This is a genomic window from Actinomadura sp. DC4 (genome assembly GCF_030406325.1).
Classification (GTDB): Bacteria; Actinomycetota; Actinomycetes; order Streptosporangiales; family Streptosporangiaceae; genus Actinoallomurus.
Genome location: NZ_JAUEQY010000002.1, coordinates 16,662 through 30,659, shown reverse-complemented (window position 1 = coordinate 30,659; position 13,998 = coordinate 16,662). Strand labels below are relative to the sequence as shown.

The window sequence follows — 13,998 nt, the reverse complement described above, 5'->3', positions numbered from 1 at the left end:
CGTCATGGCCCGCTGAGATCCAGCGTGACCTGGGCGCCGCCGGTCGGGGAGTCGCCGACGGACAGGGAGCCGCCGGAGGACTCGGCCGTACGGCGGACGATGTCCAGGCCCAGGCCGCTCGAACCCGCGCCGCTCACCCCGCGCTCCAGCGGGTCCGCCGGGCCGAAGCCCGGCCCCTCGTCGGCCACCGTCAGCCGGGCGCCGCCGGACGGGCGCGGGTCCAGGCTCACCGTGAGTCCCGTGCCCTCCGGTGTGTGGGCGAAGACGTTGCCCAGCAGCGCGTCGACGCACGTCGCGAGGTCCTCCCGCGACACCGCGACCGGCAGCGGCCCCGGCGGAGACGGCGCGGTCAGCGGGCGGTCCTGGTCCTCGGCCAGTACGGTCCAGAAGCGCACCCGGTCCGCGACGACCTCCGCCGCGTCGCAGCGGCCCGTGCTCTCGCGCGCCGGGCGGCGGGTGTCCGCGATGATCTGGCTGACGGCGCGTTCGAGTGCCGCGACCGACGCCTCCGCGCGGGCCGCCTCCGCCGGGTCGCGCAGCGACTCCAGCTCCAGCCGCAGGGCCGTCAGCGGCGTCCGCAGCCGGTGGGACAGGTCCGCCGCCGCCTCGCGTTCGGCGGCCAGCAGCTCCCTGATCCGGCCGGCCAGGTGGTTGAGCGCTCCGGAGACCTCCCGCAGCTCCGGAGCGCCCGCCGGGCGGGCCCGCGCGTCGAGCTCTCCGGCCGCCAGCCGGTGGGAGACCGAGGCCAGGTCGCGGGTCGAGCCGATCAGCGACCTCGCGAGCCGGTCCGCGACCAGCAGGCCGAGCCCGAGCAGGGCCACCCCGAGGATCGCGAGGATCAGCCAGGCCCGCGCGACGCCGTGCCGGATCTCGCCGTCGGACACATAGGTCCGTACGACCGCGATGCCCGCCGGCATGCCCTCGACCGCGACGAGGATCTCCCGGCCGCCCGCCACCTGGGCCGTGACGCTGTTGCCGCGCGCCGCCAGTTCGACCGCGGCCGACCGGGGGGCCGAGGCGCCGAGCGTGGTGCCGTCGGGGAAGAACACCGTGACCGGCCGTCCGCCACTGGTGCCGGCCTGTTCGAGCGCCAGGGCGAGCGACGGGCGGTCGACGGTCGCGACCAGGGACGACAGCGACTCGACCTCCAGCGTCGCGCCGCTGACCGCGCGGTCGGCGGCGACCGTACGGACCAGGAGGGCCAGCGGCACCAGGAAGGCGACCAGCACCAGCGAGGTCGTCGCCGCGACGAGCAGCGTGAGCCGGCGCCTCATCGGCCCGGATCCACGAGCTTCACCCCGACCCCGCGTACGGTGTGCAGGTATCGCGGCTGCTGGGCGGTCTCGCCCAGCTTGCGCCGGAGCCAGGACAGGTGCACATCGACCGTCTTGTCCGCCCCGCCGTACGGCACGCGCCAGACATCGGTGAGCAGGTCCCGCTTGGTGACCACCTCGCCGTGCCGCGCGGCGAGGTAGTGCAGCAGGTCGAACTCCCGGGGCGACAGGTCCAGCGTGACCCCGGCGAGTACGGCCTCGCGGGCCCGGGGCGTAACGGTCAGGTCGCCGATCACGAGCGAGGGGCTGGCCTCCTGCTCGGTCGCCCGCCGCAGCACCGCGCGGATGCGCGCCTCCAGCTGGGCCGCGCCGAACGGCTTGATGAGGTAGTCGTCCGCGCCCGCGTCGAGCACGCGGACGATCTCCTCCTCGTCGTCCCGCGCGGTCGCGACGATCACCGGTACGCGGCTGACCGCGCGCAGCATGCGCAGGACCTCGCGGCCGTCCAGGTCGGGCAGGCCGAGGTCGAGCACCACGACGTCCGGCCGGTCCTCGACCGCCTGCCGCAGCCCGCTCATCGCGGTGTGCGCGGAGGAGACGGCATGGCCGTGGTCGGTGAGCGCCCGTACCAGCGACGTACGGATCTTGTCGTCGTCCTCGACGATGAGCACCTGGGGCACGTGTGCACCGTAACTCGTGGCGGTACGGCCGCGCTCCTGGTGAGACGCGGCTTACCTCCCTCTTAACCCCGTCTTATCGGTGCGCCGGGGCATGATGGCGGAATGAACCGGCGCGTCCTTCTCGGCATCGTCGGCTGGCTCGTGCTCGCGGTGGCCGCCACGACGGCGGGAATCGCCACCCTCGACATGCTCGAGGACGGCATCACCGGCAAGAACGTGCGGCCGCTGGACGACGAGGCGATCCACCGTGCGCTCAGCCGGCCCGGGGCGACCCCGACGACCCCGGCCCCGACCCTGAGCGTCACCCCGGCCGGCGGCGTCGCCAAGAACCTCGCGGCCGGCGGCGGCACCGTGACCGCCCGCTGTACGGGCGGGAAGGTGACGGTCGTGGCGGTCATCCCGGCCCAGGGCTTCCACTCCAGCGGTTTCCGCCACGACCCGGCGGCGTCCGTCTCCCTCACCCTCGAGTCGGACGAGGAGGAGTACGCGGTCACCGTGACCTGCGACAACGGCACCCCGGAACTGCGTTCGGCCAAGGACGACGGGCACCGCCGCGGCCGTCGCGGCAGGGGCTGAGTTACCCTCGGCGGATGAGTTCGGCCGAACGCGTTCACCTGGCCATCACCGACCGGTTCGGCGGGGCCAGCGTCGCCCCGTACGACAGCCGCAATCTCGGCGGCGCGGTCGGCGACGACCCCGGGGCCGTACGCCAGAACCGCGAGAAGACGGCGCTGGAGTTCGGCCTCGACCCGTCCCGGGTGGTGTACATGCGGCAGGTCCACAGCGCCGAGACCGCGTACGTCACGGAGCCCTTCGGCGCCGAGCCGCCGGCCCTGGACGCGATGTTCACCGACCGGCCGGGCCTGGGCCTGTGCGTGCTCGTCGCGGACTGCGTGCCGGTCCTGCTCGCCGATGCCGAGGCCGGACTGGTCGGCGCGGCCCACTCAGGACGGGTGGGTACGGCGCTGGGCGTGGTCCCCGCGCTCGTACGCGCGATGGCGGAGCGAGGCGCCGACCCGGCCAGGATGACGGCGCTGGTCGGCCCATCCGCGTGCGGGCTCTGTTACGAGGTCTCCGCCGAGCTGCGCGACGAGGTCGCCGCCGGCCTGCCGGAGACGTGGTCGACCACCCGGCAGGGCACACCGGCCCTCGACGTGCGCGCGGGGGTCGCCGCGCAGCTCACCGCCGAGGGCGTCACCGGCGTCCGGCACGACGGCCGCTGCACGATCGAGACCCCGGAGCTCTACTCGTACCGCCGTGACCGTGAGACGGGCCGCTTCGCCGGCTACGTCTGGCTCGACGACTGAGCGACCGCCAGGAGGTGGGAGCTCGCGGCCAGCAGAGCCGGGTCGGACTCGGCGATGCGCGCGGCGAGGAGCGCGGACTCGGCCAGCGGAGAGCCGGTCAGGGACTCGCCGGTGCGTACCTCGATGCCCTTGAGCGCCGGCCACGCCGGACCTTCGACGCCGTAGATCCGGACGCCCGCGAACCCGGCCTCGGTCACCTCCGACCGCAGCTCGCCGACGGTGTGGAAGTAGGCGGTCGTGAAGCCGAGCCGGTCGTCGTGGCGGCCGGTGGCGAGGACGAGCGACAGGATGTCCGCCGCGTCCCGGTCGAGCCGGCCGATGGCCGCGAGGTCGAGCAGGGCGGCGTGCCGGCTGATCGCCGCGACCGCCAGCGTCCCGCCGGGCCGGAGCACCCTGCGCGCCTCGCGCAGCGCTCGTACGCGGTCGTCCCGCTCGGTCAGGTGGTAGAGCGGCCCGAGCAGGAGGACGGCGTCATAGTTCGCGTCGGCGGCCGTGAGAGACCGCGCGTCGCCGAGCTCGGTACCGCAGCCGCTGGACTCCGCCTGCCGCAGGTGACGCTCGACCGGGTCGACCAGGTGGACCGCGTAGCCGTCCGCCACGAGCCACCGCGCGTGCACGCCGGGACCACCGCCGACGTCGAGCACGCCGGCCGGCGGCGCGGGGAGATGGCGGCGGAGCAGCTCCTGGGTGCGGAGGAACTCCAGCCGGCCGTCGGAACGGGCCGACAGGCGGCTCGCCTCGTCGTACACGGAGGTGTAGTAGTCGATGATCTCCGGCGCGGTCCCGTCCATGCCCTCGATGGTGACCTGCCGTGGCCGCGGCCCGCACCTAATTTTCCCGTACGGTTCAGGACCATGATCCGTCGATGGAGCCCGGCCGGCCTCGCGCCCCCGGTCGGTCAGTACAGCCACCTGGCCGCGGTGCCGGCCGACCACGAGCTCGTCTTCATCTCCGGCCGGATCGGCGCGCGCGAGGACGGCACGCTCGCCGGCCCGGACGGCGAGTCGCAGACACGGCAGGCGTTCGCGAACATCGGCACGCTGCTCGGCCGCGTCGTCGATTGACACTGGTCACCCGCTCTGTCTACAAACGTATGCACCGGGGGGTGAAGACGGGAGGAACTCGGCATCAAGGACCTCTACATCGACGGGATGTGGACCGCCTCCTCATCCGAGGCGTCGTCGCCGACCGTGAACCCCTTCGACGCCCGCGAGCTCGAGACCCTGGCCGAGGCGTCCACCGACGACGTGGACCGCGCCGTCACCGCCGCCCGTACCGCCTTCGACTCCGGCCCCTGGCCGCGCACGCCCTCGGTCGAGCGCGGCCGTACGCTGTGGCGCGTCGCGGACCTGCTGCAACGCGACCGGGAGCTCATCGCCCGGTCCGAGAGCCTCGACACCGGCAAGACGCTCAAGGAGGGCCAGGCCGACGTCGACGACGTCACCGCGGTCTTCCGTTACTACGCCGGGCTCGCCGGTACCGACGCCGGGCGTGTGGTCGACGCGGGCCTGCCCGACGTCGTCAGCCGCATCGTGCACGAACCGGTCGGCGTCTGCGCGCTGATCACGCCGTGGAACTACCCGCTGCTGCAGATGTCGTGGAAGCTGGCCCCCGCGCTCGCCGCCGGCAACACGGTCGTGCTCAAGCCCAGCGAGCTGACCCCGCTGACCACCGTCGCGCTCGTCGAACTGGCCGAGGAGGCGGCGGTGCCCCCCGGCGTCGTCAACCTTCTGCTCGGCCGGGGCGACACCGTGGGCCGGGCCATGGTCGCCCACCCCGGCGTCGACCTGATCTCCTTCACCGGCGGCCTGGCCACCGGCCAGGAGATCATGGCCGCTGCCGCCGAGGGCGTACGGCGCGTGACGCTCGAACTCGGCGGCAAGAACCCCAACGTCGTGTTCGACGACGCCGACTTCGACACCGCGGTCGACTACGCGCTCACCGCCGCGTTCCTGCACTCCGGGCAGGTCTGCTCGGCCGGCTCCCGGCTGATCGTGGCAGGCGAGATCCACGACCGCTTCGTCACCGAACTCGCCGCGCGCGCCGACCGGATCCGGCTCGGCAACGGGCTGGACCCCGCCACCGAGTGCGGGCCGCTGGTCTCGGCCGAGCACCGCGTCAAGGTCGAGGCCCACATCGAACGGGCGCTCGCCGAGGGCGCGCGGCTGCTCGCCGGGGGCATGCGCCCGCCGGAACCCTCCCTGGCCAAGGGCTTCTTCCTCCGCCCGACCGTGCTCGCGGACTGCACGCGCGACATGGCCGTCGTACGGGAGGAGGTGTTCGGGCCGGTGCTGACCGTGGAGCGCTTCGAGAGCGAGCAGGAGGCGATCCGGCTCGCCAACGACACCGACTACGGCCTGGCCGGCGCGGTCTGGACCACCGACGCGGGCCGGGCCGAGCGCGTCGCCGGGGCTCTGCGGCACGGCACGGTCTGGATCAACGACTTCCACTCCTACCTCCCGCAGGCCGAGTGGGGCGGCTTCGGGAAGTCCGGGGTCGGCCGTGAGCTGGGCCCCTCCGGGCTGGCGGAATACCAGGAGCAGAAGCACATCTATCACAACATCGCCCCGACGCCGATGCGGTGGTTCTCCGGCTAGCCACTGGTTGACTGGGCGGATGACGCGCATCCTGATCGTCGGCGGCGGTGTCGGCGGGCTCGCGGCGGCGCTGGCCCTGCACAAGGCCGGCGCCGAGCCCGTCGTGTACGAGGCGCATCCACGCAGCGACCAGGACGTCGGCGCGTTCCTCACCCTGGCGAGCAACGGGATGCTCGCGCTGGCCCAGTTCGGCGCCGCCGGGCCGGTGGCCGAGGCGGGATTCCCGCTGACCACGATGCGCGTCGTCGGCCACGACGGAGCCGAGCTCGCCTCCGTACCCCTCGGCCTGCACGAGGAGCCGCTCACGCGCTACCGCTGCCTGCGCCGGGCCTCGCTGTGCGCCGCCCTGCGGGCCGAGGTGCTGCGCCGGGGCATCGCCGTACGGCAGGGAAAACGGCTGGTCTCCGCCACCGAGGACTCCTCGCAGGTCACGGCGGTCTTCGGCGATGGCACGAGTGCCACTGGAGAGCTGCTGATCGGTGCCGACGGGATCGACTCGACCGTACGGTCACTGATCGATCCGTCGGCCGCTCCGCCGCGTTATGCCGGGCAGCGCGTCTGCTACGGCTACACGACCGAGGCGGTACGCGGGGCGGCGGCGGAGTCCATCGAGATGATCCGCGGCAGCGCCGTCGCGTTCGGGCACGCCGTCTCGCCCGGTGGGGAGACGTACTGGTTCGCCCGGGTGACCGGCCCTGCCGGGGAGGACGAGACGCCCGCCCGGCTGCGCGCATGGCTCGTGCCGCTGCTGCGTCCCGACGCCACCCCGGCCGCGGACATCGTCGCCGCCACCGGTGAGCGGCTGATGGTGACCAACGCCTGTGACCTGCCGGAGGTCGCCCGCTGGCGCACCGCGCGGATGCTGCTCGTCGGCGACGCCGCGCACGCCGCCTCGCCCGCCACCGGGCAGGGCGCCTCGATGGCGCTGGAGGACGCGGTCATCCTGGCCAAGGCGCTGCGGGACGCGCCGTCCACGGCCTTCGAGACGTACGAGCGGCTGCGGCGGCCTCGGGTGGAGCTCAACGTGGCGAACAGCGCCCGGCTGACCGCCGGGGGCGCGCCGCGACGCTCGCCCGGAGCACCGGCCGGGATCCCGCCGGAGGAACTGGCGCGGCAGCTCGACTGGGCCGGTCCGCTCTGAGCGTTTTCGTCGGTGTTGTCCTCTACGATGCGATGCGTTCGTAATCGTGGGCGGAGGACCTGATGACCAACCAGCGCTTCGCGCAGGCGTTGGAGTCGATGCGGAGCCCGGATGCCCGCATCAGCACGCGCGGCTTCGACTTCCTGCGTGAGCACGCGGACGCCTATGTCGACGAGCTCATCGAGGAGTTCTCTCGCGAGCAGGACGACGAGCTGCGCTGCTGGCTGCTGGAGCTGATCTCCGAGGCGCGCTCGCCGAGTGCGCTTCGCGTGCTGGCCGGTGAGCTGGAGAGCGACGACGAGTCGGTGCAATTCTGGGCGATCCGGGGACTGGAGATGCTCGACACCCGCGAGGCGCGGGACGAGCTCTACCAGGCGCGTACCAACGGCTGGATCGCCTGACACGGCACGGGCGCCGGGAACCCGCGTTCGGGTTCCCGGCGCCCGCTTGGCGGGGCCTGGTGTCAGCCGTGGGAGAAGCAGGTGGTCCTGGAGGCGTGCGCCGGGTCGAGGGCGTTCTCGGTCTCGTGCAGGACGACCGGGTCGAAGGCCATCGCGGCGTGTTCGGAGATGTCGGCGACGCAGAGGTTCTGCACCGTGACGTTGTGGACGCCGCTCCCGCTGAGGAACTGCGTGGCGTACGGCGTCACGACCTCGTCGTACCGCGTCGCGATGACGGTGTAGGACACGCCGGGCACGGTGTCGCCGCCCGCGTTCAGCCGGGTGAGCACGGGCGATCCGACGACCTGGTCGGCGCAGGCCGGGCAGCCGGCGGCGACGAGGCCGATCGCGCCGGGGAACTGCTGGGCCAGGGTGGCGATGCCGTCGAGCGTGGTGCCGTGGTTGGAGGGCGCCAGGCCGACCAGGGTGTGCACCTTGCCGGCACCGCCGAGGAACTTCAGGTAGTAGCGCGGCATCATGCCGCCCTGGGAGTGCCCGACGATGTCGACCTGCGAGGTTCCGGTGGCGGCGAGAACGCCGTTGACGAAGGTGGACAACTGCGCGGCGGAGTCGGCCACCGGCGCGATCGCGCGGAGCAGCGGGACGCCGGCCACGGCGCCGTAGGTCAGCGCGAAGACGCAATAGCCGCGCGACGCGAGAATGGGCGCGTCAGCGAGCCAGTTGACCGTTCCGTCGGCGAATGTTCCGTGGACGAGGACGACGGGGCGGGGATGCGCGGCGCTCGGTTTGCAGGACCAGTTGTTCGCGCCGGCCAGGCCCGGAGCGGCGAGGGCCTTGGCGGCGTCGACGGGACCGGCGGCGTGCGCGGGGCCACCGAGCATGACGCAGGTGGTCAGGGCGGCGGTGGCGATGACGAGCAGAGACCGTAGGGCGCGGAGACGGGGCGGCACGGATCCTCCCGGGGGCTTGGAGGCAGGGGACGGTGCGCCACGAGTGTGAACCAGGTCACACAAGAGGTTACTGACGAGTAAAGTAACTCGCCAGTAGGTATTTGACCAGTTAGTCATTGATAACGGTTGGATAACCGTATTGGGCTTCTTGTGTGCTTTTGTGCTGTTTGGGGCCGTCCATTGGCCGGTCTCATCCGTACGGGCCGGGGCGACGGATGATGCATCATGGGCAGCGCCGACGGCAGGAGGAGAGACCGGTGGAGGACGTACGCGAGACTCTCGCGGAGATCGACGCGGCGAGCGAGCGCCTGACGGCGACCGCGGCGAAACTGACCGACCGGGACCTGGGCGAGCCGTCGCGGCTCCCGGGCTGGACGCGCGGGCACGTTCTCGCGCATCTCATACGGAACACCGACTCGTGCTGGAACCTGCTCGAATGGGCTCGTACCGGCGTGGAGGTCCCGCAGTACCCCAGCGACGCGGCGCGCGACGCCGGCGTCGAGACCAACGCCGGGCGGCCGATCGCCGAGCTGCGCGCGGAGCTGCGCGTCGCGGTCGAGCGCTTCGCGCTGCAGGCGGGGACGATGCCCGCGTCGGCGTGGCCGGTCATGATCCGTGCTCGTGCCGGCTGGCCGCACCCGGCCTGGTTCGTGCTCAACCGCCGCTGGCGGGAGCTGGAGGCGCACCACCTCGACCTGGCCTTCGGCTACACCCACACCGACTGGCCGCGGGCGTACGTGGAATGGGAGCTGACGGACACTCTGGGCGCCGTCCAGCTCGACGGCGGCCTGGCCGCCGGCCGCGTCCGCGCCACCGACATGGACGTCGACGTGTCCCTCGGCGAGGGGTCGGAGGTCAGCGCGCCGGGCCACGAACTCCTCGGCTGGCTCACCGGGCGCGGCGGCTCGGTGCATGAGGAGTGGCCGGCGGCCCCGTCGGCCTGGCCGCTGCCCACCCCCGGCTGGCGCCCCTCGTGACCGGTCGTCCTTCCCGCGCCTTCCCGTTCGTCGTGGATGCATGGACTCGTTGATCTCCGGTGAGGCCGAGGTCGAGGCCGCGGTCGCCCAGGCGTTCCGCGACGAGTGGGGCCAGGTCGTCGCGACCCTGATCCGGATCACCGGCGACTGGGACCTCGCCGAGGAGTGCGCGCAGGACGCCTTCGCGACCGCGCTGCGGCGCTGGCCGCGCGACGGGATCCCGCGCCGTCCCGGCGCGTGGCTGACCACCGCCGCGCGCAACCGCGCCATCGACCGGCTGCGCCGAGAGGCGGTCGGCGCGGCCAAGCTGCGGGAGGCCGCCGCCATGGCCCACGAGCCGGAGCCCGACGACAGCGGCGTGCCCGACGACCGGCTGCGCCTGATGTTCACCTGCTGCCACCCGGCGCTCGCCCCGGAGGCCCGGATCGCCCTCACCCTGCGCACGCTCGCCGGGCTGAGCACCGCCGAGATCGCCCGCGCGTTCCTCGTCGCCGAGCAGGCGATGGCCAAGCGGCTCGTACGGGCCAAGCAGAAGATCCGGCACGCCGCCATCCCGTACCGCGTGCCGCCCCCGCACCTGCTCCCCGAACGCCTGCCCGCGGTGCTCGCCGTGCTGTATCTGCTGTTCAACGAGGGCTACTCGGCGACGGCGGGCGCGGAGCTGCTGCGGCAGAACCTCAGCGGTGAGGCGATCCGCCTGGCGCGGGTCCTCGTCCGGCTGATGCCCGCCGAGCCCGAGGCGGCCGGCCTGCTCGCGCTCCTGCTGCTGCAGGACGCCCGCCGGGCGGCCCGCGTCGACGCCGCCGGCGACCTGGTGACGCTGGATGACCAGGACCGTACGCGCTGGGACTCCGCCGAGATCGAGGAGGGCGTGGCCCTGCTGGATGGCGCGCTGCGCCGTGGCGCACCCGGGCCGTACCAGGTGCAGGCCGCCATCGCCGCCTGCCACTCCACCGCGCGTACCGCCGCCGAGACGGACTGGCCGCAGATCGCCGCGCTGTACGGCCGGCTCGTACGGCTGGTCCCGTCGCCGGTGGTGGAGCTGAACCGCGCGGTCGCGGTGGGCATGGCCGACGGCCCGGCGGCGGGCCTGGGACTGGTGGAGTCACTGGAGAGCTCGGGCGCGCTGGCCGGCTACCACCTGCTGCCCGCGACCCGCGCGGACCTGCTCCGCCGCGCCGGCCGGCCCGCGGAGGCCGCCGCCGCGTACCGCTCGGCCCTGGACCTGACCACGACCGACACCGAACGCCGCTACCTGGACCGCCGGCTCGCCGAGGTTCAGCGGCGGTAACGGAGGCCGTCCATCAGGAGGTCGAGGAGGCGGCCGGCCTGGTCGCGCTGGGAGGGGTCGCCGGCGGCGAGGGAGACGCCGCTCAGGCTCGCGAGGATGTCGCCCGGCTCGACGTCCGCGCGTACGGTGCCGGCCTCGACGCCCGGCTTGAGCACCGTCGTGATCCCGGCGGTCAGGCGCTGGCGGCTCTCCTCGAACGGGTTGCCGCCCGAGGCGATGACGGCGCGCAGCGCGTCCGACATGCCGCGCTTCGTCGTCATGTAGTCGACGAACCGGTCCATCCACGTACGGATTGCCTCGTCCGGGGGCAGGGTCTCCACGAGTTCGGCGGCGGCGTCGCAGAGGCGGGCGAGTTCGTTGCGGTAAGCCGCGTCGATCAGCGCCTCGCGCGTGGGGAAGTGGCGGTAGAGCGTGCCGATGCCCACGCCTGCCTCTTTCGCGATCGAGTCGAGGGTGGCGTCCGGTCCGACCTGCGAGAACGCGCGTACGGCGACCTCCAGAAGGCGGTCGCGGTTGCGTTGCGCGTCGGCGCGCAGTGGTCGGGCGCCGGTGGCCACGGAGTCCTCCCGGAGGGTGGTCGTTGCTAAGTGGAGGAAACTCCGCTTAGTGTGGAGGCATAACGGAGGTTCCTCCGCTTTACATTTTACCGGCTGGACGCCGCTTTGCGGGCGCCCGGCGAGACGGGAACACCCATGACCATCACCACTCCGTACGGGTTCGCCACCACGGCCGCCGAGGTCCTCGACGGCGTCGACCTGACGGGCCGCCGCGCCATCGTGACCGGAGGCGCGTCGGGCATCGGCATCGAGACCGCGCGGGCCCTGGCCGGCGCCGGCGCGGAGGTGACCCTCGCGGTCCGGAACCGTGCGGCCGGCGAGCGTACGGCCGAGGACATCATCGCCACCACCGACAACAAGCGGATCCTCGTCGCCGACCTCGACCTGGCCGACCTTGGCTCCGTGGCCGCGTTCAACGCCGCCTGGGCCGGCCCGCTGCACATCCTGGTCAACAACGCGGGCGTGATGGCCGCCCCGGAGACGCGTACGCCGGAGGGCTGGGAACTGCAGTTCGCCACGAACCACTTCGGCCACTTCGCCCTCACCACCGGCCTGCACGACGCGCTGGCGTCGGCGGGAGGCGCCCGCGTGGTGTCGGTCAGCTCCAGCGCCCACCTGCGCTCGCCGATCGTCTTCGAGGACGTCCACTTCCACTCACGCCCGTACGAGGCGTGGTCGGCGTACGGCCAGTCGAAGACCGCCAACGTCCTGTTCGCGGTGGAGGCGACCCGCCGCTGGGCGGTGGACGGCATCCTGGTCAACGCCCTGATGCCGGGCGGAATCCGGACGAACCTCCAGCGGTACGTCACGGACGAGGACCTGGAGCGCCTCCGCGCCGAGGCCGGCGGCGGCGCGCCGCAGTGGAAGACCCCGGAGCAGGGCGCGGCGACGTCCGTGCTGGCAGCGGCGTCCCCGCTGCTGGACGGCGTCGGCGGACGCTATTTCGAGGACTGCAACGAGGCCGAACTCAACCAGCCGGGCACCCGCCGCGGCGTGGCGGCCTACGCCTTGGACCCCGAGCAGGCCGAACGCCTGTGGCAGGTCACGGCCGAAACCCTGGCCGTCTGAGCAGAGCGAAGCCCCCGGCCACGGCAGGCCGGGGGCGCGAGGCCTTCGTTCGGGAGTGCTACTCGTCGTCAGCCGCTGTCTGCCGGCGGTCGACTCGCGTGACCTCCACGCAGTCGCCGCCGTTGCCGCTGCTCCGGCTACTTTTACGCCAGTCGGCGCCGGGCGGGCCGGGGTAGTTCATCATGCGCCTCCCTTCGCCGCCTATCGTTACGCATCTCGCGACAAATCATCACTTACGTCTGAGATGAGCCTCCGTGACGCGTCCGGATGCAGTGCTGCGGCGCGCAGGTGATCGAAAGCCAGGGCATGCCGTTCGATCTCGTGTCCCTTCTCCAGGTACAGCCCTCCGGTCTGCTCTTCCAGATAGACGACGTCCGAGTCTGTGCGCTCGGGGAAGCTCAGGATGACGAAGGCGCCATCCATGGCAGGGTGTGCGCCCGCCGCGAACGGCAGCACCTGCATCGTGACGTTCGGCAGATGTGAGGCGTCGAGTAGGCGGTCGAGCTGGGCGTGCATCGTGGCAGGGCCTCCCACGATCCGACGGATCACGCTCTCGTTGAGCACGATCCACAGCTGTGGAGCATCGTCGCCGGTCAGACGCTCCTGGCGTGCCATGCGGAGCGCGACACGCTTCTCGATCTCGTCTTCCTTCATAAGAAATCCGCGGAAGATCGCTGTCGCGTACTCCTCGGTCTGAAGCAGTCCGGGGACGAGCTCGGATTCGTAACGACGGATCGACACCGCCTCCGCCTCCAGGCCGATGTAGACCTCGAACCAGGATGGGATGGCCTCGCCGTACGAGTGCCACCAGCCCTTCTGCCGCGCCTCACGAGCGAGCGTGAGCAGGACCTCGCGCGGTTCGCCGTCGATGCCGTACACGCCCAGCAGGAACTTCACGTCGCGGGGCAGCACGCTGACGCGCGCGTTCTCGATCCGGCTGATCTTGGCGTTCGACCACTCGAGCCGTTCGGCCACCTCGTCCAGGGTGAGTTCCGCGGCCTCGCGGTAGCGCCGCAGCTCGGCGGCGAGACGACGACGCTTGACCGTAGGTGCACTCCGTGTAGGCATTCGGATACCTCGGCGCTGGCTGGCGAAGTTACTCGCGGACGGATACGCCGGGGTCCTCGACGACGCCGTGCTCATGGCCTGTGAGGCGATCACCAACGCGATCCGCCACTCCGACTCCGGCGACCTCGAAGATCCCGGCACCGCCACGGTCGTCGTCTCCGGCGCGGGTCGTACGGTCCGGGTCGAGGTGCTCGACGCGAGCTCGCCGGACACCGCCCCGCGCCTCGCCGACGAGGACCTGGAGGCGGTGAGCGGTCGCGGGCTCCACCTGCTCGACATCCTCAGCGGTGGCCGGTGGGGCTCATGCGACGGAGACCACGGCCGTACGGTCTGGTTCGAGGCCGGGGCCTGAGAACGGTGCACAACGACGACGATGACCTGCTCACGCCGCGTGAGGTGGCCGCCATGCTCGGCGTGCGCACCGGGACGATCGCCCGCTGGGCGCGGCTCGGAATGCTCAAGCCCGCGGCCTGGACTCCGGGCGGCCATCGCCGGTACCGCAGGCGTGACGTCCGCGCCCTCCGCGAAATCCCAGCGGATCCGGCGCAGCGGCGCATGGCGGAGGACGCCGTCCGCCTCTACCGGCAGGGACGGACGATTCGCCAGGTCGCGGCTCAATTCGGCTGCGGCTCCGGGCGAATGCGGCGAATCCTTCTCCAGCACACGACCCTGGGGGCGCGAGGCGGG

17 protein-coding genes and 1 pseudogene are annotated in these 13,998 nt (G+C 72.7%); 11 read left to right on the top strand and 7 right to left on the bottom strand.

The features are described from left to right. Nucleotides 1-2: 2 nt before the first annotated feature. A complete protein-coding gene (locus QWU11_RS02655) occupies nt 3-1,274 on the bottom strand; it encodes a HAMP domain-containing sensor histidine kinase (protein ID WP_290103369.1) in 1,272 nt (423 codons plus the stop codon). After that, nucleotides 1,271-1,954, bottom strand: coding sequence for a response regulator transcription factor (locus tag QWU11_RS02650; RefSeq protein WP_290103368.1), 684 nt, complete (start codon nt 1,952-1,954; stop codon nt 1,271-1,273). The genes QWU11_RS02655 and QWU11_RS02650 overlap by 4 nt, the downstream gene beginning before the upstream one ends. A 102-nt stretch (nt 1,955-2,056) precedes the next feature. Between QWU11_RS02650 and QWU11_RS02645 the strand changes: the two genes are divergently transcribed. Both QWU11_RS02645 and pgeF read left to right on the top strand, forming a co-directional pair. Then, the gene (locus QWU11_RS02645) at nt 2,057-2,530 is read left to right on the top strand and encodes a hypothetical protein (protein ID WP_290103367.1); all 474 of its coding nucleotides are present in this window, start codon (nt 2,057-2,059) and stop codon (nt 2,528-2,530) included. A gap of 14 nt (nt 2,531-2,544) precedes the next feature. Further along, nucleotides 2,545-3,261, top strand: coding sequence for a peptidoglycan editing factor PgeF (gene pgeF, locus QWU11_RS02640; protein WP_290103366.1), 717 nt, complete (start codon nt 2,545-2,547; stop codon nt 3,259-3,261). On the opposite strand, the gene QWU11_RS02635 is transcribed toward pgeF, so the two are convergent. Beyond that, nucleotides 3,240-4,052: a class I SAM-dependent methyltransferase gene (locus QWU11_RS02635; RefSeq protein WP_290103365.1), complete on the bottom strand. Its 813-nt coding sequence runs from the start codon at nt 4,050-4,052 to the stop codon at nt 3,240-3,242. The genes pgeF and QWU11_RS02635 overlap by 22 nt on opposite strands. 63 nt (nt 4,053-4,115) lie before the next feature. Here QWU11_RS02635 and QWU11_RS02630 point away from each other — a divergent pair, with 63 nt between their 5' ends. From QWU11_RS02630 to QWU11_RS02615, 4 genes are all read left to right on the top strand, one after another. Next, the gene (locus QWU11_RS02630; RefSeq protein ID WP_290103364.1) at nt 4,116-4,325 is read left to right on the top strand and encodes a RidA family protein; all 210 of its coding nucleotides are present in this window, start codon (nt 4,116-4,118) and stop codon (nt 4,323-4,325) included. An 87-nt stretch (nt 4,326-4,412) separates the two neighbouring features. After that, the gene (locus tag QWU11_RS02625; protein WP_290103363.1) at nt 4,413-5,858 is read left to right on the top strand and encodes an aldehyde dehydrogenase family protein; all 1,446 of its coding nucleotides are present in this window, start codon (nt 4,413-4,415) and stop codon (nt 5,856-5,858) included. A gap of 19 nt (nt 5,859-5,877) precedes the next feature. Further along, on the top strand, nt 5,878-6,999 hold the full coding sequence (locus QWU11_RS02620) for an FAD-dependent monooxygenase (RefSeq protein WP_290103362.1): 1,122 nt from the start codon (nt 5,878-5,880) through the stop codon (nt 6,997-6,999). Between the two features lie 62 nt (nt 7,000-7,061). Further along, the gene (locus tag QWU11_RS02615; RefSeq protein ID WP_290103361.1) at nt 7,062-7,400 is read left to right on the top strand and encodes a HEAT repeat domain-containing protein; all 339 of its coding nucleotides are present in this window, start codon (nt 7,062-7,064) and stop codon (nt 7,398-7,400) included. A gap of 62 nt (nt 7,401-7,462) precedes the next feature. Here QWU11_RS02615 and QWU11_RS02610 read toward each other — a convergent pair whose 3' ends face one another. After that, nucleotides 7,463-8,350, bottom strand: coding sequence for an alpha/beta fold hydrolase (locus tag QWU11_RS02610; protein WP_290103360.1), 888 nt, complete (start codon nt 8,348-8,350; stop codon nt 7,463-7,465). Between the two features lie 257 nt (nt 8,351-8,607). On the opposite strand from QWU11_RS02610, the gene QWU11_RS02605 reads away from it, so the two are divergent. Together QWU11_RS02605 and QWU11_RS02600 are read left to right on the top strand one after the other, a co-directional pair. Beyond that, the gene (locus tag QWU11_RS02605; protein ID WP_290103359.1) at nt 8,608-9,327 is read left to right on the top strand and encodes a maleylpyruvate isomerase family mycothiol-dependent enzyme; all 720 of its coding nucleotides are present in this window, start codon (nt 8,608-8,610) and stop codon (nt 9,325-9,327) included. Nucleotides 9,328-9,367: 40 nt separating this feature from the next. After that, nucleotides 9,368-10,618: an RNA polymerase sigma factor gene (locus tag QWU11_RS02600; RefSeq protein ID WP_290103358.1), complete on the top strand. Its 1,251-nt coding sequence runs from the start codon at nt 9,368-9,370 to the stop codon at nt 10,616-10,618. Here the strand turns inward: QWU11_RS02600 and QWU11_RS02595 are convergent. Beyond that, the gene (locus tag QWU11_RS02595; protein ID WP_290103357.1) at nt 10,606-11,175 is read right to left on the bottom strand and encodes a TetR/AcrR family transcriptional regulator; all 570 of its coding nucleotides are present in this window, start codon (nt 11,173-11,175) and stop codon (nt 10,606-10,608) included. The genes QWU11_RS02600 and QWU11_RS02595 overlap by 13 nt on opposite strands. A 135-nt stretch (nt 11,176-11,310) precedes the next feature. Here QWU11_RS02595 and QWU11_RS02590 point away from each other — a divergent pair, with 135 nt between their 5' ends. Further along, a complete protein-coding gene (locus tag QWU11_RS02590; protein WP_290103356.1) occupies nt 11,311-12,243 on the top strand; it encodes an SDR family NAD(P)-dependent oxidoreductase in 933 nt (310 codons plus the stop codon). 58 nt (nt 12,244-12,301) lie between these two features. Here the strand turns inward: QWU11_RS02590 and QWU11_RS47170 are convergent, their stop codons facing one another. Together QWU11_RS47170 and QWU11_RS02585 are read right to left on the bottom strand one after the other, a co-directional pair. Beyond that, nucleotides 12,302-12,424 (bottom strand): DUF397 domain-containing protein, encoded by a 123-nt coding sequence (locus tag QWU11_RS47170; RefSeq protein ID WP_354670802.1) that lies wholly within the window; start codon nt 12,422-12,424, stop codon nt 12,302-12,304. A gap of 26 nt (nt 12,425-12,450) precedes the next feature. Then, complete coding sequence (locus QWU11_RS02585) at nt 12,451-13,311, bottom strand: helix-turn-helix transcriptional regulator (protein ID WP_290103355.1); 861 nt, start codon at nt 13,309-13,311, stop codon at nt 12,451-12,453. Between QWU11_RS02585 and QWU11_RS02580 the strand changes: the two genes are divergently transcribed. Both QWU11_RS02580 and QWU11_RS02575 read left to right on the top strand, forming a co-directional pair. Beyond that, nucleotides 13,283-13,663 carry an ATP-binding protein gene (locus QWU11_RS02580; RefSeq protein WP_290103354.1) on the top strand — a complete coding sequence of 127 codons (381 nt, stop codon included), beginning with the start codon at nt 13,283-13,285 and terminating at the stop codon, nt 13,661-13,663. The two genes, QWU11_RS02585 and QWU11_RS02580, sit on opposite strands and share 29 nt — an antisense overlap. Beyond that, nucleotides 13,660-13,839 (top strand): annotated as a pseudogene (locus tag QWU11_RS02575) (helix-turn-helix domain-containing protein); the annotation flags it as partial. The gene QWU11_RS02580 and the pseudogene QWU11_RS02575, both read left to right, overlap by 4 nt. Nucleotides 13,840-13,998 lie beyond the last annotated feature (159 nt).